The sequence below is a fragment of the Streptococcus varani genome (genome assembly GCF_001375655.1).
Lineage (GTDB): Bacteria > Bacillota > Bacilli > Lactobacillales > Streptococcaceae > Streptococcus > Streptococcus varani.
The window spans coordinates 467,939-487,754 of sequence record NZ_CTEN01000001.1 but is presented as its reverse complement, the minus strand read 5'-3'; the positions used below and the strand labels follow the sequence as shown (position 1 = coordinate 487,754).

Below are 19,816 nucleotides of genomic sequence, written 5' to 3'. Positions count from 1 at the left end.
GTCTGTTCCGTTCTTGTAGTCTTGTACACTTTAGATACTGAACGATGTTCAATATAACTTAGAAAAAATGTCCATAAATGGACTACTAGGAATCAATAATACGACGGATAGCCTCCAATAGTAACTTCGTGTTGCCTTGTTTCAAGAGAAAGATGGTCATCATATTGGAGAGAACAAAATCAACCAAATCTTGTCGACTAAATTCTTCAGAAAAAACACTTGAATCAATTGATGCATCGGCTTCTAGGGTAGTGATTAAACTGGTTCGAATTTTTTGAAAGTAGGCTTCCATAGAGCGCCTAGCCTTAAGCTGATCCTCTTTGTTTGAAAAACTAATGGTATGAATTGTGAAAAAATTGGGATACTTGGTCATCCCAACTTGAATCTGTTGAAAGCAGTGTTTTACATATTCTAGAAAAGTTAACTGGCCTGGTAGCTCATCATCCAATTGAAAAATATCTTGCCAGACAGACTCAATGGTTGCAATCAAGAGATCATTTTTTGATGAAAAATAATAGTAGATGGACCCTAAGGCAACTTGACAGACCTGAGCTACCGACCGCATGTTGATAGAAGTAATCCCATTTTCCGAAACTAGATTTCGACAGGTTGCTAGAATCGCTTCACGCGAAGTAACAGGGGTGTTCATAGAGATCCTCCAATTTGATAAAACACTAAAATGATGATTAGCAAGATATAGTCAGTTTTTTACACTCAGCTCAAGTTGACATTTTTCTTTAAAAACCAAACTGAACTTCGTTCAATTACATTATATTCTTCACTAAAAGATTTGTCAAGAGGTAATAATACTCAAATATTTCAATTTTTACTGATAAAGAAAAGAACCCCAAGATTAGATTGCGAATCTAATCTTGGGGGGGACATTTTCACCTATGAAGCATAGTCATCAATTCAATTGTTCTAAAATACTTTTGAAATCTGTTTGAATGGTTTCAAATTTTGCTACAACTTCTTGACGAGTGGTATTGTTTTTAATGGTAATTTGGCCAGCTTCCACTTCGCTCTCACCCAAGGTAATCACAGCTGTGGCCTTGAAGTTATCTGCTGACTTGAACTGAGCCTTTATTTTACGGCCTAGATAATCTCGTTCAGCAGTGAACCCTTGGGATCGAAGGGCTTGTACCAACTCCAAAGCTTTAAGATTGGTCGCATCACCAAGTACGGCAATGTAGACGTCCATCTCTATCTCAATTGGCAGCTGGATGCCCTGTTTTTCCAAGATGAGGAGCAAACGTTCCAAACCAAGACCAAAGCCAAAGCCTGGTGTCTCTGGTCCGCCAAAGTACTCGACCAAGCCATCATAGCGACCACCTGCACAGATGGTCAACTCTGACCGATCCACCTTGGTGATGAATTCAAAAATAGTGTGGTTGTAATAATCTAGACCACGGACCATGTTGGTATTGATGATGTAGGGAATCTGGAGAGCTTCCAACATCTGACGAACTTGATCAAAGTGAGCCTGGGAGGCCTCATCCAAGTAGTCCAAAATGGACGGTGCATTTTCCACCGCCAGCTTGTCTTCCTTCTCTTTAGAGTCCAAGACACGAAGGGGATTTTCCTCCAAACGGCGCTGGCTATCCTTAGAAAGACTTTCTTTCATCGGTGTCAGGTAATCAATCAAGGCTTGACGGTAAGCTGCACGACTTTCAGGATTACCCAAAGAATTGAGGTGCAAAGTGACATTCTTGATACCCAGCTCATTGAAAAGCTGATAGGCCATGGCAATAGTTTCTACGTCTGTTGCTGGATTTTTTGAACCAAAGGCTTCTACCCCAATCTGATGGAACTCACGCAATCGGCCAGCCTGTGGACGCTCATAGCGAAACATAGAGCCGATGTAATACATCTTCACTGGTTTTTGCACTTCAGGTGCAAAGAGCTTGTTTTCCACAAAAGAACGGACAACGGGTGCAGTCCCTTCTGGACGCAGGGTTATGTGGCGCTCCCCCTTGTCATAGAAATCATACATTTCCTTGGTCACGATATCGGTCGTATCCCCAACGGAGCGGGAAATCACCTCATAGTGTTCAAACATAGGTGTCCGGATTTCCCCATAATTGTATTTTTTAAAAGTTTCACGGGCCAGGTTTTCTACATATTGCCACTTGGCAGCTTCAATAGGAAGAATATCCTGGGTACCTTTCGGTTTTTGTAGTTTCATAATATAAGATGCAAAAGGCGTCAAACGCAAAGTAAAAATAGGAAATCGCTGAAAATCCTGATTTTCAAGATGATTTATCTTTTTTATACAACGTTTAGCCTATGCTCCATTCCTTCCCTTGTTTTAATAAAGATGGCTAGTTGGGTATCGTCTTCACATGTAAAAACACACTATCCAAATACTAGTCCTTTTGCTTAAATCATTTCCTATTTTACCATAAAAGTACAGCTTTCTTCAAAAAAAGTGAAAATTTCGTGTCAAGTAACTTTACTTTACAAAAATCTTTTGTTATACTGTTAAAGTTGGCGAAAGTCACCATATTTATAAAATATATCGGGCTAAGCCCAAGATCTCAATGGAGGAAGAAAGAAATGGCAGTACCTGCACGTCGCACCTCAAAAGCGAAAAAAAACAAACGTCGTACTCACTATAAAGTAACAGCTCCAACTGTGAAATTTGACGAAACTACTGGAGATTACTCACGTTCTCACCGTGTATCACTTAAAGGATACTACAAAGGACGTAAAATCGAAAAAGCAGCTTCAGCTGAATAATAGAAGGGAGATACCATGCGCGTAAATATTACACTTGAACACAAAGAATCTGGTGAACGCTTGTACCTTACTTCAAAAAGCAAACGTAACACTCCAGACCGTCTACAATTGAAAAAATACTCACCAAAATTGCGTAAGCACGTAATTTTTACGGAAGTGAAATAAGACAAAAAACAGAAAGCCTATGAAATCAACGTTTCAAAGGTTTTTTATTTTGCTTCAATGTAGTTTTTTCTGATTTTTATCTGATTGATTAGTAGCAGAAAATTCTTTCTACAAATATAAACCTAAACAATGTTAAAGTAAAGATTAATATTATTTAATTTTGCTAAATTTAACAAATTCATTTTCTGATTTAACAAAGATGGCTACTACTCAATTAACCTCTCTAGCTTTTCCACCACTTCTCTCGAGTTCACCAAAAAAGCCATCAATATGATGACTTCTTCAATGGCTTCGGTTTTACTCAGTTTATTTGCTTTTGAATGGCTAGCTGTCCTGAGGCAAATACTCTGAGAACAATACTTCTTGGCTAATTATATCAGAGAGAGCCTGTTTAAAAGCTAATTTCCCTAAATCATAGGATTTGTGGTCTATCGTTGGGAGCTTCAAAAGTTGCCCAACTAATAAACCTTCCTGACCAACAATATAGGGACATGTTTTCCCACTTTCTTCATATCCTTTTATTAGCCCTGCTGCAACTTCATCACTTGTAGCTAAAATACCATCAATACTGTCATCTTTTATCAATTGATAAGATAGCTTTAGGCCATCATTAAAGTCATGAATATTCCCAAATACCGTATAGGGAGTCGATAGTTGACCATAAACATCTTGGTAGGCTACTAATGCAGATTGATAGGTGGCAGATGTTTCATCATTTCTTGAAAATAATAAAACCAAGTTCTCCAAATCTCGTGCTTTCATCTCAGAAAAAGCCTCTATAAATGAGAAATGGCGGTCAAGGTAAGCAGAGGATAGGAGATTCGATTTCTGCAATTTTTCACAAACCACAATTCTTCCATATTTGGCATAGGTTTCAATAATATCAAGGCTAATGGCTCTTGAAGTAAATATTAAAGCGTCAATAGCTTCCATCTTAAGCTGATTCAAATAGGAAAGTTCTATTTCTTGGTTGTAATCTGAAGGCATCATCACAAGTTGATAGTCGGTAGTCTTAGCAGCATCTAGGAGCCCATTTATCAATTGTGTAAAATAAGGGTGTCGCGTGTGCGGAATGACGACACCTATTTTTTGTGTTTTCCCTCGACTTAAATCCCGCGCCAGTTGGTTTGGCATATAATCCAATTCAGTGATAATTGCCATTATTTTTTGTCGTGTCTCATCAGAAACATGTGGATGATGATTGAGAACACGAGAAACGGTTGATTTAGCAACGCCTGCTTTTTTAGCTATTTCACTGATACTTACCATGACCAGACTCCTACTTTAAAAATTTTTGAATCCCGTATCCTACTCCATCTTCATCATTAGACCTAGTGATTTGATAGGCTATCGCCTTGATGTCATCAAAGGCATTATCCATAACAATAGGATAGCCTACCATATCAAGCATGGGCAAATCATTGTGTCCGTCTCCAAATGCAGCCGTTTCTTCTCTAGCTAATTGCTCTTTTTGAAGAATGTAGGCAATTCCCTTAGATTTTTTGGCTAGGAGATGTGTGATTTCAAGATAGGCTTTACCTGACCGTTGAATAGTGATTTCTGATAAGTCCAAACTTTGAAGATATTTTTCTAATTCCACCATATTTGCTTCATCGAAGGTAATCATCATAATTTTAAAGGTATTTAGTTGACCTTCTAAAAACTGATTCTCATCATGAATAAAGGTTGGCGTTTGTTGGGTTAAACGATGTTCGTATCGGATTCCTTCATCTATTTTATCACAGTACCAGTTGTTAAGATCGTAATAAGATAAACTAACTTGAGGAAAATGCTGACGGATCCCTGTCAGCAACTGCCTTACTGTGCTTTTTTTAATGGTTTGTGTACGAATAGGTAGGACTTGATTATTCTCTCCCATTCTATAAATCAATCCTCCGTTAAAAGCAACTTGGACCCCTTTTAATTGAAGGGCTTCTATGGCATCCCTCATTTCCATTGGTGCTCTTGCAGATACTAAAGTTACAGGAATGGCAGCTTCACGTATTAAGCTAGCATTGCTTTTACTCACCTGTCCTTGACTATTTAATAGTGTTCCATCCATGTCACAAAAAATACGTTTAATCATCATAAAAAATACCTCTCTTCTTTCTGAAACCAGTATAAATGCTGGAACCCGTTCCATGTCAAGCATAAAGTTACAGATTTTTTGAAAAAAATCATCGCCTTCAAACTGGCAGGTACGGAGGGTGAGGGGAAGTATTTTAAGTAATCAAAAATCCTAGGCTCAACCGCAATAGTTGGACCTAGGATTTTCATATTCATCTTTGTGATTTACTGTTTCTAAAATTATTCCATTCGATTAAACAAACTGGAATTTATCTCTCTAAATCAATATCTATTTTGTACTCGTCATCAATAAGGATATAATTAACTCCGTGTGCAATAACGCGTTCCAAGACCTGCTTATTATCTTTTATTACTGATTCCAAAGTACAATAACTATCATCCAAACGACTTTCGATTATCTTTGCATTTCTTTTTATATCTGCAAAATGATTTCTAATATAGTCCTCACTCATGACAAGGCAATAATACCTGATGCTATCAAGATACCCTTTTTCAAAATCTTTCGCCCAATCAAATGGAACATAACAGCCTTCTACGATCAAATTCTGCTTGTTTTCTATTGCCGTCTTAATCATTTCACGAACAATCGGCCACAGGTATGCTGTTAAATCCGAATCGTCACTTGACGGGGTAAGTTCCGTATCGCGACTTCTAATTAAACCCATCTTCAAGTGGTCTATTGAAAAATAGGGATAGTGATATGTTTCAAGTAATTTCTGAGACAATGCTGTCTTGCCTGTATGTGAAGCTCCTGCTATCAAGATAATCATAATCTACCTCACTATTAAATTTTAATTTGTTTTTCTGAATATCTTTAATATTATACCATAGTTGGGCTCATCCTTTTCTTTACCGCTTGTTTTCGTATTGGTAACATTTTTTCTTTATCTCTCTTTTCAAGTTTGTTACTACCCCACTTCAATTCAATCATAATTGGGTAGTAGATTAGCTTACTATATTTCACATCCACTAGATTCTCACCCTCACCACATATTTCAGAAAGTGCTTTTAATAAAGCTTCCTATTTTAAGTTTTCTATAATAAATAATTTCCAATTTAAGTGAAAATGTCTAATTTAATTTGACAAATGAAAAAATAAAAATCTTAATGTTAAGGTTGAGACGATTGAAAAGATTATGAATGCTCTCGAAGTCGATACAAAAACGTTTTTCAAAGCAGAAAATCTTGAGAGAGGCAAGGAATTTAGTCTGTTAATTGAAGATATTGACAATCTCTCCAAAGAAAAAAAGAGAACCCACTATCGTGGCTCTCAGGAGTTTGTTAAACCAGATTCAGTAAAGTATCGCTAAGCCTAATGAAACACCTTAGCTTTTTCATTACCAAAATTTTTATAGAAAGTTTTCAATCCACTATCTCACCCTTTTAGGTCAAGAACTTAAAGTAGGCAATCACGGCAACGTTACCAATCAAGTGGACTAGCATTGGTACTTCTAGGCGACCTGATTTGTAATAAATAAAGCCAAAGAGTGCACCGTTTAAAATATAGAGTAGGGAATGAATGGGGTTGGTGGTGTAGTGCATGCTACCAAATATGATTGCTTGCACGGCTATGCCGACAATAGGCCACTTGGCAAAACCATAACGTTGGATCAAGCCTCTGACTACCAATTCTTCTTCTAAAGACGGAAGAATACCCATGGTAATGATTAGGCGCCAAAAATCCGCTTTTTTGATGGTTTCATTGTGTGCCTGTTGGTTGGCAGACAAGCCAAGTTGAGGTCCGTAATTGTTTAATAAGTAGTCTGTGAATTGCAGTAAAAACAATAAGCCTAGACCAATCAAAATCCATTTTCCATAGGAACGCTTCTCTTTCTCAGCTCCAAAGAAACGAGCGCCTGCTAGGTAGAAAATACCAAAAACAATGGCGACTCCTAATAAGCTGACAAACATATTAGCCAAGGGCTCTGTATCTAGGAAATCAAAGAAAGCTGGACTGTTCTGATCCAATTCAGGATGCAACCAAGAAGTCACTTTTAAGCCAACTTTTCCCATGCCCATAGACACCACAGCAAAAACTAGATATAAGACTATAACTTTCCAGATAGGAAGAAAGCCATGTTGATCGTTAATCCAATCGGTATTCTTTTTAAATAGTTGCTTCATGCAAAATCCTCCTCTCTATATTATACCTTAGTAGAAAATATTATCAAAAGATTGACAGTCCTTCTTAACCTACAATCTATCTCTTCCTCCTTCTGTTTTCTAGAAAATCATTCAGTAAGGTCTATTTCTTTTTAGCGGGGCTGGCTACCTCTTTATCTAGCAACTTTCTATCTTGCTAAAATCAGGGAGAAAAATGAGATTTTCTTCCTTATCAACCAGCTTTTTAGCTTGGTTGACTTTTTTAAAACTTTTTTGCGCCACTTTTTTCTATTAGGTGTATAATAATGATAAATTGATTTGCTTTAAATAGATGGGAAGTGATAGTATGGCAAATCGTGAAAAACAAGTAGATGAGGTCTATCAATATGACCCTCAAACAGCGCTCACTATGGTCGGGTCCCAGTTAAGGGGACTCAGTTCAGAAGAGGTGCTGCATCGGCAGGAAGTCTATGGTCCCAATCAGCTGGACAAGCCGGCTGGCGAGCCTCTTTGGCTCACTTTTTTGAAAAACTTTTCTTCTCTCATGGCTATCTTGCTGTGGATTGGTGGTTTTGTGGCCTTCTTCTTCACAGATACACCTGAGTTGGGAATCGCTATCTGGGCGGTCAATGTCATCAATGGTTGCTTTTCTTTCATTCAGGAATACCGAGCTGGTAAGGCGACCAAGGCCTTGGAAGGCATGTTACCCCTCTATGCACGGGTCATTCGTGATGGTCATGAAGAAAAGATTCTCGCTGAACAGTTGGTTCCAGGTGATATCGTTCTCATTGAAGAGGGGGACCAGATATCAGCCGACGGTCGTATTTTAGAAACCGCCAACTTCCAGGTTAATCAATCTGCCCTAACCGGGGAATCAAACCCTGTTAACAAGAATGAGCGGGCTATCGAAGCGTCAGCTGAGCAGCCTGACTTATTAGCTATGAAAAACATGGTTTTTGCAGGAACCAGCGTTAGCAAGGGTAACGCCAAAATTTTAGTGACCAAGATTGGTATGTCAACGGAATTTGGTCAAATCGCTCATTTAACTCAGGATGTGACTCAAACCGTCAGTCCTTTGCAGGTCGAGCTCAACCGAGCTACCAAGCAAATTTCCATTATCGCTATCTCAATTGGCCTCTTCTTTTTGCTGGCGGCTGTGGTCTTCATTCACGAGCCTATCAGCAAATCCTTCGTTTTTTCTCTGGGGATGATTGTTGCCTTTATTCCTGAAGGCTTACTACCAACAGTGACCTTGTCTTTGGCCATGGCGGTTCAAAAAATGGCTAAGAAAAATGCTTTGGTCAAAAAATTGGCTTCTGTTGAAACCTTGGGGGAGACAACCGTTATTTGCTCGGATAAAACGGGAACTTTAACCAAGAATGAGATGACGGTCAACCACATATGGATGCCCCATCAGGAATTTGTAGTGACAGGTACTGGTTATGAACCTGTCGGTCAAATTTTAGCCGATGATCGTGTGATGGATAGGCAAAGTGATGAGAGTTTGACCTGGCTGCTTAAGGGAGCCGTCCTCTGTAACAATGCCTCTATCCAACCGCCGCATGGAGATCAAACGCGCTATACCGTTCTGGGTGATCCAACTGAAGCTTGTCTCAAGGTCTTAGCCCAAAAAGCGGGACTCTATCTGGATACTATCCACGTAGAAGCTCCTCGTGTTAAGGAGCTGACCTTCGATTCCGATCGTAAGCGTATGACCACTATCCACGAGCTTAAATCGGATTTTCTGGGTAGCCATATGGTCAGCTTTACCAAGGGAGCTCCAAAAGAAATTGTTGATTTGTCCAGCCAGATCTATGATCAAGGCCAGCTAAAACCGCTGACAAAAGAAATGGCTGAACAGATTTTAGCTGCTAACGATGCTTATGCCCAAGACGGGTTACGGGTTTTGGCTCTAGCTGCTCGCGACTTGAACAACTTGACTGGTGACTATTCTATCCAATCTGTCGAAACCGACCTGATTTTCATGGGGCTCTTGGTCATGCAGGATCCGCCACGTGATGATATGGAAGCGGCTGTGGCTAAGTGCCATCAAGCTCATATTCGCATTATTATGATTACGGGCGACTATGGATTGACTGCTCTCAGCATCGCTCGGAAAATCGGAATCGTCCAAGGAGACAATCCCCGTTTGGTAACGGGCCAGGAATTGAGCCAACTCTCTGATGAGCAATTGCAAGCCATCCTTCGGGAGGAAGTGGTCTTTGCTCGAATTGCCCCTGAGCAAAAATACCATATTGTCAGCAATCTCCAAAAACTTGGTCATATTGTAGCCGTTACTGGAGATGGGGTCAATGATGCTCCTGCCTTGAAAAAAGCTGATATTGGTATCGCTATGGGGATTGCAGGTACTGATGTCGCCAAGTCTTCTGCGGATATGATTTTGACAGATGATAATTTCGCTTCTATCGTCCATGCTATTGAGGAAGGGCGCGCAGTTTACCAGAACATCAAGAAGTTCTTGACCTACATCTTCAATTCCAACACCTCTGAAGCAGTTCCTTCTGCCTTCTTCCTCTTCTCTCGTGGGATCATCCCTCTGCCTCTGACTGTCATGCAGATTCTCTCTATTGACTTGGGAACAGATATGATGCCCGCTCTCGGTTTAGGTATTGAGAACACCAACCCCGATATCATGCAACAAGCTCCTCGCAAGCGGACGGATAAGTTGATTGATAAACCGCTTTTAATCAAGTCCTTTATCTGGTATGGACTCATGGAATCCACCATTGCTATGGCAGCCTTCTTCTATGTTGGTTTCCTCAATGGAACAGGTTTTACAATCACTCCTGACATCTACCACCAAGCCATGACCATGACCTTGGGAGCCATTATCTTCTGCCAGATTGGCATGGTCCATAATTGTCGGACAGAACGATCATCCGTCCTCAACAAGCATTTCTTTGATAATGGCTATATCAACTTTGGGATTGTTTTTGAAATCATCCTTTTCCTCTGTCTGGTCTATGTGCCATTCTTCCATCCTCTTTTCCAAACAGCTCCTCTAGGTTGGCAACACTGGATCTACCTCATCCTCTGTCCCATCCCAGTTCTCCTCATAGAAGAAGGACGCAAGTATTGGCTCCGCCAGCATAATAAGGCTTAATACTCTATGAAAATCAAAACTATAGTCGAATGAATTAGCTTTAGGACCAGGAACTGAGGTGCAGGTAGCTCTAACAGTCAGGGGAGTGACTGTTAGAGGCGGGAAATAAGAACTGATGAAAGGCAGTTTACCCTACAGTCTGGGAATAGACTGTTTGAGGTTGGAAATAGAAGAGGCTGGGCAAAAAGTAGCTTCAAATAAAACCACACAGTGATTTCTGTCTTGAAAACAATCAAGATGAAAAAATCACTGTGTGGTTTTTGAGTATGTGAAGTTTTAGAGGCTAGATTCTTGGCCAATTTCGTGAGATTCATACTCATGAAGAGGAATCCAACCTCCGTTTGGACGGCTCGATTGCCTCTGACATGAACCCTGCGCACGCCAAAAACACTCTTTAATCGGCCAAAAACGGGTTCAACATCGATTTTCCGTTTGGCATAGATTCGAGAGCCTTCTTCGCTATGTAATTCTTCCTTGATGAGTTCTTTAAAGTAATTCCAAGTTGGATTGTAATGGATTTGTTTCTGGCGACCACTTTCTGTTTTGGAAAGTTTTTCTAACTCTTTATACATGATCATGGCTTTCTAGTTGTTTTGTCGTTATTATAATTATAAACCATGACATAGGGAAACGAGCATCTCCAACTGCGGAAATGCTCGTTTTTTCTTTTCTGAAGCTACTTTTTGCCCAGCCTCTCTCAACTTGAGTACGGCAAGCCGATAGTGACAACGTATTGAAGTTAATTCAAAAAGACCATATACTTGGTTAAAGCTCCTTGCCTAGCACCAGATGTACCTGTAGCACTCTGCCTCATCTATTTTTGATTTTCTTTGAGGATAGCCTCAAGAAACTCCATTTGTTCAAAGACAGATGGAGTTTTTTCTTTATTCCAATCTTTCGATTCGGTTGAAAAACAAAACCAATCATCAGATTATTTATTCATACTTTATCGAGAAAGGGCATCTTTCTTCGATTTTCAAGAGAATCAGAGGGCATCCTGACCTCGCTCATTGGTCCGAATACGGATGACATCCTCTATGGGACTGATGAAAATCTTGCCATCTCCAACTTCTCCTGTAAGACTTGTCACTTGAATCAGCTCAACCAGTTCTTCCACCTCTTCGTCTTTAACAACCATTTCGATTTTGACCTTGGATAGAAGACTTGGTATAACTTTTTGCCCCCGTACTAATTCAGCAAAGCCATGCTGCTTGCCAAAACCGAGTACCTGACAAACCGTCATACCATGATTTTGCTCCATGTGAGAAAGAGCCCGCTTCACATCCTCTAATTTTTCTGTACGAATAATCGCTTCAATTTTTTTCATTTCTTGCCTCCGTTCTTATGTGTCTAATCCGAGGAAGGTCGGATAAGCTGTTTCCTCATGTTCACTATCATCCAGACCACGTACTTCATCTCTTTCACTGACACGAAGAGGTTGGAATTTTTTGATGACGGATAAAAGTAGCCAAGTCACAGTCCCTGACCAAAGGATGGTAAAAGTAATAGCAATGATGGTTGCAATGAGGAGGTGAGTAGAGCCAAAGAAGAGTCCCACATTTCCTGCTTCTGGTGTCAAGTCAGGGCTCGTGAAGAGAGCAGTCAGTAAACCACCAAAAATCCCACCAACTCCATGACAACCAAAGGCATCAAGCGTATCATCATATCCTATTTTTTTCTTTAGGACTGAAATAGCAAAATAGCAAACTGGACTGACTAGAGCACCACTAACAAGCGCTGCTCCAATGGTCACATAACCAGCTCCCGGTGTAATGGCGACAAGTCCCGCTACTAAACCAGTTGAGGCACCAACAAGAGTTGGTTTATTACTGATCATTTTTTCGATAAAGAGCCAAGACAGCATCCCTGTTGCAGCCGATACCACAGTAGTCACAAAGGCATGGACGGCAATGTGATTAGCAGCCAAGGCAGATCCGGAATTGAAACCAATCCAGCCAAAGGCCAGAACAGCTGTTCCCAGCAAAACAAAAGGGACATTATGAGGGCGAAAGGCCACGCGTTCGTGATCGTAGCGTTTTCCTACCATGAGTGAGAGAACCAGCCCTGCTACCCCAGAAGAAATATGAACTACATTGCCACCAGCAAAGTCGAGAGCTCCAAGTTGTGCCAAGAGACCACCACCCCAGACCATATGGGCTAGCGGATAGTAGACAAGGAGTAGCCAGAGAGGAATCCAAATAAGAAGGGGACTAAAGCGCATGCGACCAACAATAGATCCTGTAGCAATACCGACCGTAATAATCGAAAACATCATTTGATAGATTGCAAAGAGCATGTCGGGTATCTCATAACCCTTGGTCGAAGTGGTTTCACTAACTCCATTCATGAGAAAAGCCCCTAAATTTCCCACTAAAAGATGTTCCCCTGAAAAAGAAAGAGAATAACCAAGAACAACCCACATAAGGACCGCAATCCCGATGGGAACAAAGGACATCATCATAGTTGAAATAACGTTTTTCCTGCGCCCCAATCCGCCATAGAAAAAGGCTAAACCAGGTGTCATAAAAAATACCAAAGCACTTGAAACAATCATAAAGGCTATAGAACCTGTATTCATAAAACCATCCTCCTTATGATATTATTTAACATACTATATCACAGGTTTTATTAGAAAGCAAGAATTTTCTGACATTTTAATAATTTTCGAAAAAAAAGCTTAGAACAGGTTTGTTCCAAGCTTTAAATTGTCTTAATTTACTGATTCCACTCTTTCTAAAATCGGCAAACTAGTCACATCCGATAAGACCAGAGGAACAACTTCTGTGCTCGATTCAGAAAATTGGAGACCAAACCAGCGAACCGGTGTCGCCGTCACATGTTTAATCGTCGCCTTAGTTTGAAGGATAAAACGATCAAAAGGCTTCATATGAAAGGCATGGGAAACACGCTCTTCTAAAACGACGAAACGGAAATCACCGACAGCGCGACCTGGCGTAATGGTATAGTCCTGGTGCTGTTCAGGTAGACGTCCCGATTCCATCAAGTCACGGACAACCGTCCGTATATAGCGCGGTACATCCTGACGCATACGAAAACCCAGATACAGTTCTACCTTGACCATAAAATCTGTCCCTAACATGTCGACAGTATAGTCATTTGTATAGGGTTCGTCAGTGACATTGACTTTTACAAACCAATAAACCTGAGCCTTCTTAGGCCGCTTATCCAAGATAGAATAGAGGATAGATTTATCAATGATATGCCCCCTCATGCGGTTGGTCAAGTAGACAACATTGGTTTGATAGAGAGGATAACGTTCATCCTTCCGCAGGCGATCCAGTTGATCTTTGAAATCATTGAGGTCCAAAGTATTGATATAGTTGAAGGTAATTTGATTAGCTTTGAGCCAAACAAACATGAGTGCGATGATGAGAGCTGCGATGATAACCACTACATAACCACCATGTAAAAATTTGACTACGGAAGCAAAGAAGAAAATCAGCTCAATTCCTGCAAAGAAGGCCATGAGAGGATAGACAAAGATCGGTTTGACCTTTCTTTGTAAGAGGAAGAATGTCAGAAGCACTGTTGTCATCAGCATAGTGATGGTAATCGCCAAACCGTAGGCAGATTCCATATGGGCGGATGTTCGAAAATGAAGAACAATACCGCAAGTGATAAACCAAAGACTCCAGTTGATGACCGGAATATAAAGTTGCCCCATGGAATGACCTGGATAAGTGATACGGAAAGTTGGAAAAATTTTCAAGCGCATGGCTTCTGAAACCAAGGTAAAGGAACCTGAAATCAAAGCCTGAGAAGCGATGATAGCTGCCAATGTCGCCAAAATAACTACAAAGACTGACAGATAAGATGGAATGCTGGCAAAGAAAGGGTTGAGCTCAATACCAGAATCCTTATTGGCCAAAATCCAAGCACCTTGTCCAAAATAAGATAAGAGAATACAGACTTTAACAAAAGGCCAGCTGACATGAATATTGCCTCGCCCCACATGTCCCATATCGGAGTAGAGAGCCTCTGCTCCTGTTGTTGCTAAGAAAATGGAGCCAAGGATAAAAATTCCGCGATGGTTTTCCGGGCTGAGGAGAAGATGGATAGCGTGATAAGGATTAACGGCTTGAAAAACCTCTAGATTGGTCAAACTATTGACAAGTCCGCTGATGCCTAAAAAGGAGAACCAGATCAACATAACCGGACCAAAGACTCGACCAACCACTCCTGTCCCGAAACGCTGAATCGAAAAGAGTATGGTCAAAATAACCAAAGTCGTTACAATCACAATAGTTTGATTGCTGTAGTGAGCCTGAAGAATCGGCACACTCTTTAGCCCTTCGACGGCAGAGGTAACCGTCACTGCCGGAGTCAGAGCCCCATCAGACAACAAGGTAGCCCCGCCAATTAGCGCTGGAATAATCAACCATTTGGCCATCTTCCGAACTAGGGTGTATAGAGAGAAAATCCCCCCCTCGTGGTGATTATCTGCCTTAAGTGCAATAAAAACATACTTGACAGTTGTAATCAAGGTCAAGGTCCAAAAGATGAGGGAAATAGACCCCAAAATAAAGTTCTCAGATACGGCTGCTAGACCTCCCTGATTTTCCACCAAGGATTGCATGGTATAGAGGGGACTGGTCCCGATATCTCCATAAACAATGCCCAGGGCAATTAAAAAACCAGCCGCTGAAGCTTTTTCAAAAGATGGATGCTTGGCCTCTTTCATAAAATCTTACCTCCAAAACTAACACTTTTTCATCCCGTTTTCAGTCATTATATCACTTTGATGAAAAAATGAAAGCCTTTTTACAGACTTTTAAGGACAGATGGCAATTTTTTATGCTTTGTTTGAATTTTCAAATCACTTTAAGACTCATCCACCATCATTTCCAAGAAAAATATAGTCATTTGAATTAACCTTGATAGGTCGTTATTTTCTACTTGCCCTACTCTAATTGAGAGAATCTTAGTTTCTTCTATTTCCAACCTCAAACAGTCTAGCCTCAGACTGTAAGGGGAACTGACTGTCATCAGTTCTTATTTCCAACCTCAAACAGTCTAGCCTCAGACTGTTTGAGCTACCTACGTTTCAATTCTTAGTTTAAAACATTCATTCGACGATAGCGTCCTTCATTACAGAAGACTTTTTAACAAAAAAGAGGCTGGGCAAAAAATAGCTTCAGAATAGAAAAAACGAGCATTTCCGCAGTTGGAGATGCTCGTTTCCCTATGTCATGGTTTATAATTATAATAACCACAAAACAACTAGAAAGCCATGACTATGTATAAAGAGTATAACACAAATCAATTCAGTTTGGAACTAAATCTTGCCTACGATATTCCTATGAATCACGAGGTTAGACTGATTAGCCTCTTTGTGGACAGTATCCCTAATCATGTTTTATTGGAAGATAAATCACACACGGGTCGTCCTGCCTTTCATCCTGCCATGCTTTTGAAGATGACGCTCTTCGCCTATGCCCGTCAAGTCTTTTCTGGTCGCAAAATGGTGCAGATGAATGAGGAAGTGATTCCCATGAAATGGTTGAGCCAGGATACCTACGTTAGTTATAAAACCATCAATAATTTCCGCTCCAGCAAGCATGCTAAGACTTGTAAAATATCTGCTACGACCTCGTCTTCAAAGTAATGGCAGTCAATCAACTGGCCCTTTTCATGAATTTGGGCCCCAATTTCTGAGACAATGACCATCTCCTCCAAGTAGGCTTCAAAAAAACTAGCAATCTGCTGGTACTGATTTCCAGAATTGGCAACCAGACGGATGCCTTTTTCTTTTGCGATTTTAAAAATCTTGTCAAAACGAAGCCGGTCATAATCATTTTGAGAATTTAAAAAAGTTCCATCCATATCAAAAGCGATTAATTTTATCATGTCTATCCTTTCTCCGGTGCAAAATGTCTATTCGTCCCTAAACTCATCTGCTAAAAAGGCATACTGTTTCAAGGTCACATATTCCCCTTTAACCAAGCGACAGTCTCTAAAAGTCCCTTCATAGTGCATGCCTAGTTTCTCCATGACTCTTCCTGATGCCGGATTTCTGACATCATGGACAGCCTGGATCCGATGGAGTTCCAATTCTTGAAAGCCAAAGCGACAAATCGCGCGAGCTGCTTCCAAGACATAGCCCTTGCCCCACCACTTAGGACCAATAATATAGCCCAACTCTCCCAATCTGTGTAGATCCGATAAGTCTACAAAGGTAATGGTTCCAATCAAGACCTCTTGGTCTTTGACAAAAATACCCCAATCATATAGTTCCTTATTTAGATAGTGCTCTTGCCTTAACTTGAGGCGTTCGATGAGAGGAGCAAGGTCACCATAGGCTTCCCAGGTAACATATCGGGTCGCCTCCTGACTGGAAGCCCAGTTATCATACATATCTTGAGCATCCTCTAGCCTTAGGGGTCGCAAGATTAGCCGGTCCGTTTCAATCAGCTGAGTTCCTCGTTTTTTCATAGTCTCTCTCTTTCAACTATTTTCTAACAATCTGTTATAGGGTATCTGCCAAAAGAAAGTTTTCCAGATAGAGGGAAACTCCGTTTTGACTGTTGTCAGCTGTCACTTGATCCGCCGCATCTTGCACGGCTTGCGGAGCATTGCCCATGGCTACGCCTATGCCTGCCGCCTGCAACATAGGCAAATCATTAAAATGATCCCCAAAGGCCAGTGTTTGTTCCAAGGATAGGCCGTATATTGCCGCTAAAATCTCCAGAGCATGAGCTTTCGATACAGAGCGATTGGTGATTTCTAAGTAATTAGCTTTGGAGAGATAAAAGGCAGTCTCTGGAAAATCTTCTTCCTGTAAAAAGGCTAAGAGATGAGCAATATCTTTTTCTTCTCCGATTAATAAAAACTTATGCACAGGAATTTTTTCAGCTAAGAAGGACTTGAAAGTTGTCAAAATTGGAATCTCGCCTGTAATGTTGGCTTCCAAATCTATCCATTGATTTCTCTCTGCAACATGCCAGTCTTTACCAGCATAGATGCCAATGGCAATTTCAGGAAAATTCTCCTCAATCAAATAGACTAACCGTTCCACATCCTGGGCCTGAATCGGTATATCATGAAGAATATCGAAAGTTTGATCTTGAAATTGGCCAATCAAGGCCCCATTATAGGCTACAAGAGGAGCCTGCAAACCCAACTCTTCTTGGATGGGATGGATGCCCAAGGGTGACCTAGCTGAAGCGAGACAAAATGGAATCTCTTGCTGAGATAGTTTTTCAAGATCTGCCCTCAAACGACTGTCCAGCTGGTGTTCCTTGTCTAAAACTGTACCATCAATATCACTGACAATTAGTTTTATATCCCTCATCTTCAGTTGCTCCTTTGCTTGTTTTTAAAAATTCCTCAATAGTTGTCAAAACAGAAGAGTGATCGTCATGTCCAATCTGATATTTAGCTACCGCCTTGACCGCTGGACTAGCATTTCCAACCGCGTAGGAATACTGGGCTAACTCCAGCATCTCAACATCGTTATCGTTATCCCCAAAGGCCATGACTTGACTAGGATCAATCCCCATAGGTTCCATGATTCTCCGCAGACCCCAAGCCTTGTGAATGCCCGCAGGCATCAAATCAATACTACCATAGCCACTGGTCACAGCCACTAATTCCCCATGAAAAGCCTGATTGAAAGCCGTAACGACCTGAGCCACCTGGTCCTCTGGCACCCAAAGCCCGATCTTATAGAAAGACTCATTTTCAGGAAAATCTGCTATATTTGGCAAGTAATCAATCCGATTTAGAAAGGCCTTCATCTGATCGGCTTGGATTGCTAAGCCGTCACTAAATGGTTGACCAGCACCTTCAGCCATGTAAATCTTTTCATCATGAGCCAGCATAAAGCAGTGGTTTTTGACGTCTTCTTGCAAGTAATCGAGCACATCTCGAATCAAATCTATGGATAGCGCTTGACGATAAAGCGTTTGGCCCCCTTGGTAAATGTGACCCCCATTATCCGCTACAAAGAGTACACGATTCTCAAAACCTTTAAAAATCTTGAGTAAGCGTCCGATTCCGTTGCCACTAGCAATCACAAAAGGAATTTTTTGCTCTTCCAGTTGGCTCAAAATTATCTCAAAACGTTCCCGGTCAAAAGAACCTTTTTCATCCAAAAAAGTTCCGTCCATATCCGATGCAATTAGTTTAACCAACATAAACATACCCCCTTGTATCCTTACCAGTTTAACCCCATAAACTCTTTCATTTCATGGTAGGCACTGTCGATACGAATCTTGGTTGCCTCATCAATTTTATCTCGATGTTGACCCCCTTCAATAAAATCTTCTAAGATAAAGGTCTGGTAGCTATAGAGGGGCTGACCATTTTCAGCATAGCGTCCATTAGCTACTCGGCTAACCCAGGTAGGATGAGCCTCTGCTTTTTGAATAGTGGTTACCCCATCTTTCTTCTCAATAGTCACATCCATGAGAACACCGCGCTCTGTCCACTGAGATGTGGCTACCCCCTCCATTGTTTCTATTCGCTGGTTAGAAATAAAGTTTCCCATAGAGTAGATAATGAGTTTCTCTTGTCCATCTTTCTCAACAACTTCTGCCGGTTGAGCGACATGCGGATGACCACCAAAAATTAGATCCGCTCCCCATTCTACCATCTGATGGTAGAGATTCCTTTGTTCTGGACTTGGTTCTAACTGGTATTCGACACCTGTTTGCGGCATGATAATGGTTATATCAGCTTCTTTTTCAGCTCGCTCAATTTCAGCTTGCATTTTTTCTACATTTAAATCCGATAAATAAGCAGCTTGTTCTGCTAGAGACAAATTGCCTTCCATCCCATTGAATCCATATGCATAGGCTAAAATCGCTACCTTAATCCCATTGATATCGCGAATTTGAAGAGGGGCACTTGATCGATTACCTTCCGGATAAACGCCAACAATTCCAATTCCTGCATCTGTAAAGTGTTTGGACGTTGAAATCAAGCCGGATAATTGTGAATCAAGGATATGATTATGGGCCAAATCTACCATATCGTATCCTGCATCCTTGATGGCTGTAACCACCTGGGCTGGAGCATTGAAGAGCGGATAACCAGCTAGCGGGAAATCAGATGAAATAGTCCCTTCAAAATCAGCGATAGCTAAATCAGCCTCTTCTATCCAAGGCTTAACATAGGTGAAATTCTCCCTAAAATCATAGGTTCCATCCTCTTGCTTTGCACTCATATAGAGAAGATCGTGATAAAGGAGATCTCCATGAGCCATGATTCGGGCACTACTTGTCCCATTCTGATTTTTCTTTGATTTTTTTTGTCCGGATGCTGATTCAGATGACTCCGTCTGACTAGACTGAGTCAAGGAATGAGCAACTTCCTCCTTACTGCCATTGACCATCAAAAGATAGATTGGCCAAGACAAGGCAAGGACAAAAAAAGTAATTGCAGCCCAGAGTGTCCACTTTCTCTTTTGGTAGCGTACGTGTTTGCCGAAACGGTCTTTTCTTCTTCTCATTCCGCTTCTCCCTTATCATTTTTACTATAGTATACGTTTTTTTCAAGAAAACTGCAAACCTTTTCAAGAGTCACAAAGAAGAGCTGGATTCTCCAGCCCTTCTTAAAATATTTTATAGGACAACG

The 19,816-nt window shown here is 40.9% G+C and carries 17 protein-coding genes and 2 pseudogenes; 4 read left to right on the top strand and 15 right to left on the bottom strand.

The window, feature by feature from the left end; all coding sequences use genetic code 11:
* Positions 1–85: 85 nt before the first annotated feature.
* Together BN1356_RS02485 and hisS are read right to left on the bottom strand one after the other, a co-directional pair.
* Positions 86–649: a TetR/AcrR family transcriptional regulator gene (locus tag BN1356_RS02485; RefSeq protein WP_093649840.1), complete on the bottom strand. Its 564-nt coding sequence runs from the start codon at positions 647–649 to the stop codon at positions 86–88.
* Between the two features lie 258 nt (positions 650–907).
* Entirely contained in the window at positions 908–2,185 is a 1,278-nt protein-coding gene (hisS, locus tag BN1356_RS02480; RefSeq protein WP_093650043.1) for a histidine--tRNA ligase, read from the bottom strand.
* 371 nt (positions 2,186–2,556) lie between these two features.
* Here hisS and rpmF point away from each other — a divergent pair, with 371 nt between their 5' ends.
* Both rpmF and rpmG read left to right on the top strand, forming a co-directional pair.
* Positions 2,557–2,739, top strand: coding sequence for a 50S ribosomal protein L32 (rpmF, locus tag BN1356_RS02475; protein WP_093649839.1), 183 nt, complete (start codon positions 2,557–2,559; stop codon positions 2,737–2,739).
* Between the two features lie 15 nt (positions 2,740–2,754).
* The gene (gene rpmG, locus BN1356_RS02470) at positions 2,755–2,904 is read left to right on the top strand and encodes a 50S ribosomal protein L33 (RefSeq protein ID WP_093649838.1); all 150 of its coding nucleotides are present in this window, start codon (positions 2,755–2,757) and stop codon (positions 2,902–2,904) included.
* A gap of 324 nt (positions 2,905–3,228) precedes the next feature.
* Here the strand turns inward: rpmG and BN1356_RS02465 are convergent, their stop codons facing one another.
* The 4 genes from BN1356_RS02465 to BN1356_RS02440 form a co-directional block, all read right to left on the bottom strand.
* Positions 3,229–4,173, bottom strand: a complete 945-nt coding sequence (locus BN1356_RS02465) for a LacI family DNA-binding transcriptional regulator (protein ID WP_093649837.1) — start codon at positions 4,171–4,173, stop codon at positions 3,229–3,231.
* Between the two features lie 10 nt (positions 4,174–4,183).
* A complete protein-coding gene (locus tag BN1356_RS02460) occupies positions 4,184–4,993 on the bottom strand; it encodes an HAD family hydrolase (protein WP_093649836.1) in 810 nt (269 codons plus the stop codon).
* A 247-nt stretch (positions 4,994–5,240) separates the two neighbouring features.
* Positions 5,241–5,762, bottom strand: coding sequence for a zeta toxin family protein (locus tag BN1356_RS02455; RefSeq protein WP_093649835.1), 522 nt, complete (start codon positions 5,760–5,762; stop codon positions 5,241–5,243).
* Between the two features lie 613 nt (positions 5,763–6,375).
* Positions 6,376–7,116, bottom strand: coding sequence for a CPBP family intramembrane glutamic endopeptidase (locus BN1356_RS02440; RefSeq protein WP_093649834.1), 741 nt, complete (start codon positions 7,114–7,116; stop codon positions 6,376–6,378).
* Positions 7,117–7,426: 310 nt separating this feature from the next.
* Between BN1356_RS02440 and BN1356_RS02435 the strand changes: the two genes are divergently transcribed.
* Positions 7,427–10,219 (top strand): cation-translocating P-type ATPase, encoded by a 2,793-nt coding sequence (locus BN1356_RS02435; protein ID WP_093649833.1) that lies wholly within the window; start codon positions 7,427–7,429, stop codon positions 10,217–10,219.
* Positions 10,220–10,351: 132 nt separating this feature from the next.
* Here BN1356_RS02435 and BN1356_RS02430 read toward each other — a convergent pair.
* From BN1356_RS02430 to BN1356_RS02415, 4 genes and pseudogenes are all read right to left on the bottom strand, one after another.
* Positions 10,352–10,782, bottom strand: a pseudogene (locus BN1356_RS02430) (transposase); the annotation flags it as partial.
* A 422-nt stretch (positions 10,783–11,204) separates the two neighbouring features.
* Positions 11,205–11,546 (bottom strand): P-II family nitrogen regulator, encoded by a 342-nt coding sequence (locus BN1356_RS02425; RefSeq protein ID WP_093649832.1) that lies wholly within the window; start codon positions 11,544–11,546, stop codon positions 11,205–11,207.
* A 15-nt stretch (positions 11,547–11,561) separates the two neighbouring features.
* Positions 11,562–12,797: an ammonium transporter gene (locus tag BN1356_RS02420; protein ID WP_093649831.1), complete on the bottom strand. Its 1,236-nt coding sequence runs from the start codon at positions 12,795–12,797 to the stop codon at positions 11,562–11,564.
* A 132-nt stretch (positions 12,798–12,929) separates the two neighbouring features.
* The gene (locus BN1356_RS02415) at positions 12,930–14,921 is read right to left on the bottom strand and encodes a KUP/HAK/KT family potassium transporter (RefSeq protein WP_093649830.1); all 1,992 of its coding nucleotides are present in this window, start codon (positions 14,919–14,921) and stop codon (positions 12,930–12,932) included.
* Between the two features lie 555 nt (positions 14,922–15,476).
* Here BN1356_RS02415 and BN1356_RS02410 point away from each other — a divergent pair.
* A pseudogene (locus BN1356_RS02410) lies at positions 15,477–15,803 on the top strand (transposase); the annotation flags it as partial.
* Here the strand turns inward: BN1356_RS02410 and BN1356_RS02405 are convergent.
* From BN1356_RS02405 to BN1356_RS02385, 5 genes are read right to left on the bottom strand one after another with little or no spacing between them, the layout of a single operon-like run.
* A complete protein-coding gene (locus tag BN1356_RS02405) occupies positions 15,764–16,063 on the bottom strand; it encodes an HAD hydrolase family protein (RefSeq protein WP_245620290.1) in 300 nt (99 codons plus the stop codon). The pseudogene BN1356_RS02410 and the gene BN1356_RS02405 overlap by 40 nt on opposite strands.
* A 51-nt stretch (positions 16,064–16,114) precedes the next feature.
* Entirely contained in the window at positions 16,115–16,672 is a 558-nt protein-coding gene (locus BN1356_RS02400; protein ID WP_093649828.1) for a GNAT family N-acetyltransferase, read from the bottom strand.
* Between the two features lie 34 nt (positions 16,673–16,706).
* On the bottom strand, positions 16,707–17,531 hold the full coding sequence (locus tag BN1356_RS02395) for a Cof-type HAD-IIB family hydrolase (RefSeq protein ID WP_093649827.1): 825 nt from the start codon (positions 17,529–17,531) through the stop codon (positions 16,707–16,709).
* Positions 17,503–18,375, bottom strand: a complete 873-nt coding sequence (locus tag BN1356_RS02390; RefSeq protein ID WP_093649826.1) for a Cof-type HAD-IIB family hydrolase — start codon at positions 18,373–18,375, stop codon at positions 17,503–17,505. Before BN1356_RS02390 ends, BN1356_RS02395 begins: the two co-directional genes overlap by 29 nt.
* 20 nt (positions 18,376–18,395) lie before the next feature.
* Positions 18,396–19,691 carry a CapA family protein gene (locus tag BN1356_RS02385; protein ID WP_093649825.1) on the bottom strand — a complete coding sequence of 432 codons (1,296 nt, stop codon included), beginning with the start codon at positions 19,689–19,691 and terminating at the stop codon, positions 18,396–18,398.
* Positions 19,692–19,816 lie beyond the last annotated feature (125 nt).

Coding starts and splice junctions, on each gene's coding strand:
- BN1356_RS02485 (WP_093649840.1), bottom strand. CDS start 649: ATGAACACCCCTGTTACTTCGCGTGAAGCGATTCTAGCAACCTGTCGA.
- hisS (WP_093650043.1), bottom strand. CDS start 2,185: ATGAAACTACAAAAACCGAAAGGTACCCAGGATATTCTTCCTATTGAA.
- rpmF (WP_093649839.1), top strand. CDS start 2,557: ATGGCAGTACCTGCACGTCGCACCTCAAAAGCGAAAAAAAACAAACGT.
- rpmG (WP_093649838.1), top strand. CDS start 2,755: ATGCGCGTAAATATTACACTTGAACACAAAGAATCTGGTGAACGCTTG.
- BN1356_RS02465 (WP_093649837.1), bottom strand. CDS start 4,173: ATGGTAAGTATCAGTGAAATAGCTAAAAAAGCAGGCGTTGCTAAATCA.
- BN1356_RS02460 (WP_093649836.1), bottom strand. CDS start 4,993: ATGATGATTAAACGTATTTTTTGTGACATGGATGGAACACTATTAAAT.
- BN1356_RS02455 (WP_093649835.1), bottom strand. CDS start 5,762: ATGATTATCTTGATAGCAGGAGCTTCACATACAGGCAAGACAGCATTG.
- BN1356_RS02440 (WP_093649834.1), bottom strand. CDS start 7,116: ATGAAGCAACTATTTAAAAAGAATACCGATTGGATTAACGATCAACAT.
- BN1356_RS02435 (WP_093649833.1), top strand. CDS start 7,427: ATGGGAAGTGATAGTATGGCAAATCGTGAAAAACAAGTAGATGAGGTC.
- BN1356_RS02425 (WP_093649832.1), bottom strand. CDS start 11,546: ATGAAAAAAATTGAAGCGATTATTCGTACAGAAAAATTAGAGGATGTG.
- BN1356_RS02420 (WP_093649831.1), bottom strand. CDS start 12,797: ATGAATACAGGTTCTATAGCCTTTATGATTGTTTCAAGTGCTTTGGTA.
- BN1356_RS02415 (WP_093649830.1), bottom strand. CDS start 14,921: ATGAAAGAGGCCAAGCATCCATCTTTTGAAAAAGCTTCAGCGGCTGGT.
- BN1356_RS02405 (WP_245620290.1), bottom strand. CDS start 16,063: ATGGATGGAACTTTTTTAAATTCTCAAAATGATTATGACCGGCTTCGT.
- BN1356_RS02400 (WP_093649828.1), bottom strand. CDS start 16,672: ATGAAAAAACGAGGAACTCAGCTGATTGAAACGGACCGGCTAATCTTG.
- BN1356_RS02395 (WP_093649827.1), bottom strand. CDS start 17,531: ATGAGGGATATAAAACTAATTGTCAGTGATATTGATGGTACAGTTTTA.
- BN1356_RS02390 (WP_093649826.1), bottom strand. CDS start 18,375: ATGTTGGTTAAACTAATTGCATCGGATATGGACGGAACTTTTTTGGAT.
- BN1356_RS02385 (WP_093649825.1), bottom strand. CDS start 19,691: ATGAGAAGAAGAAAAGACCGTTTCGGCAAACACGTACGCTACCAAAAG.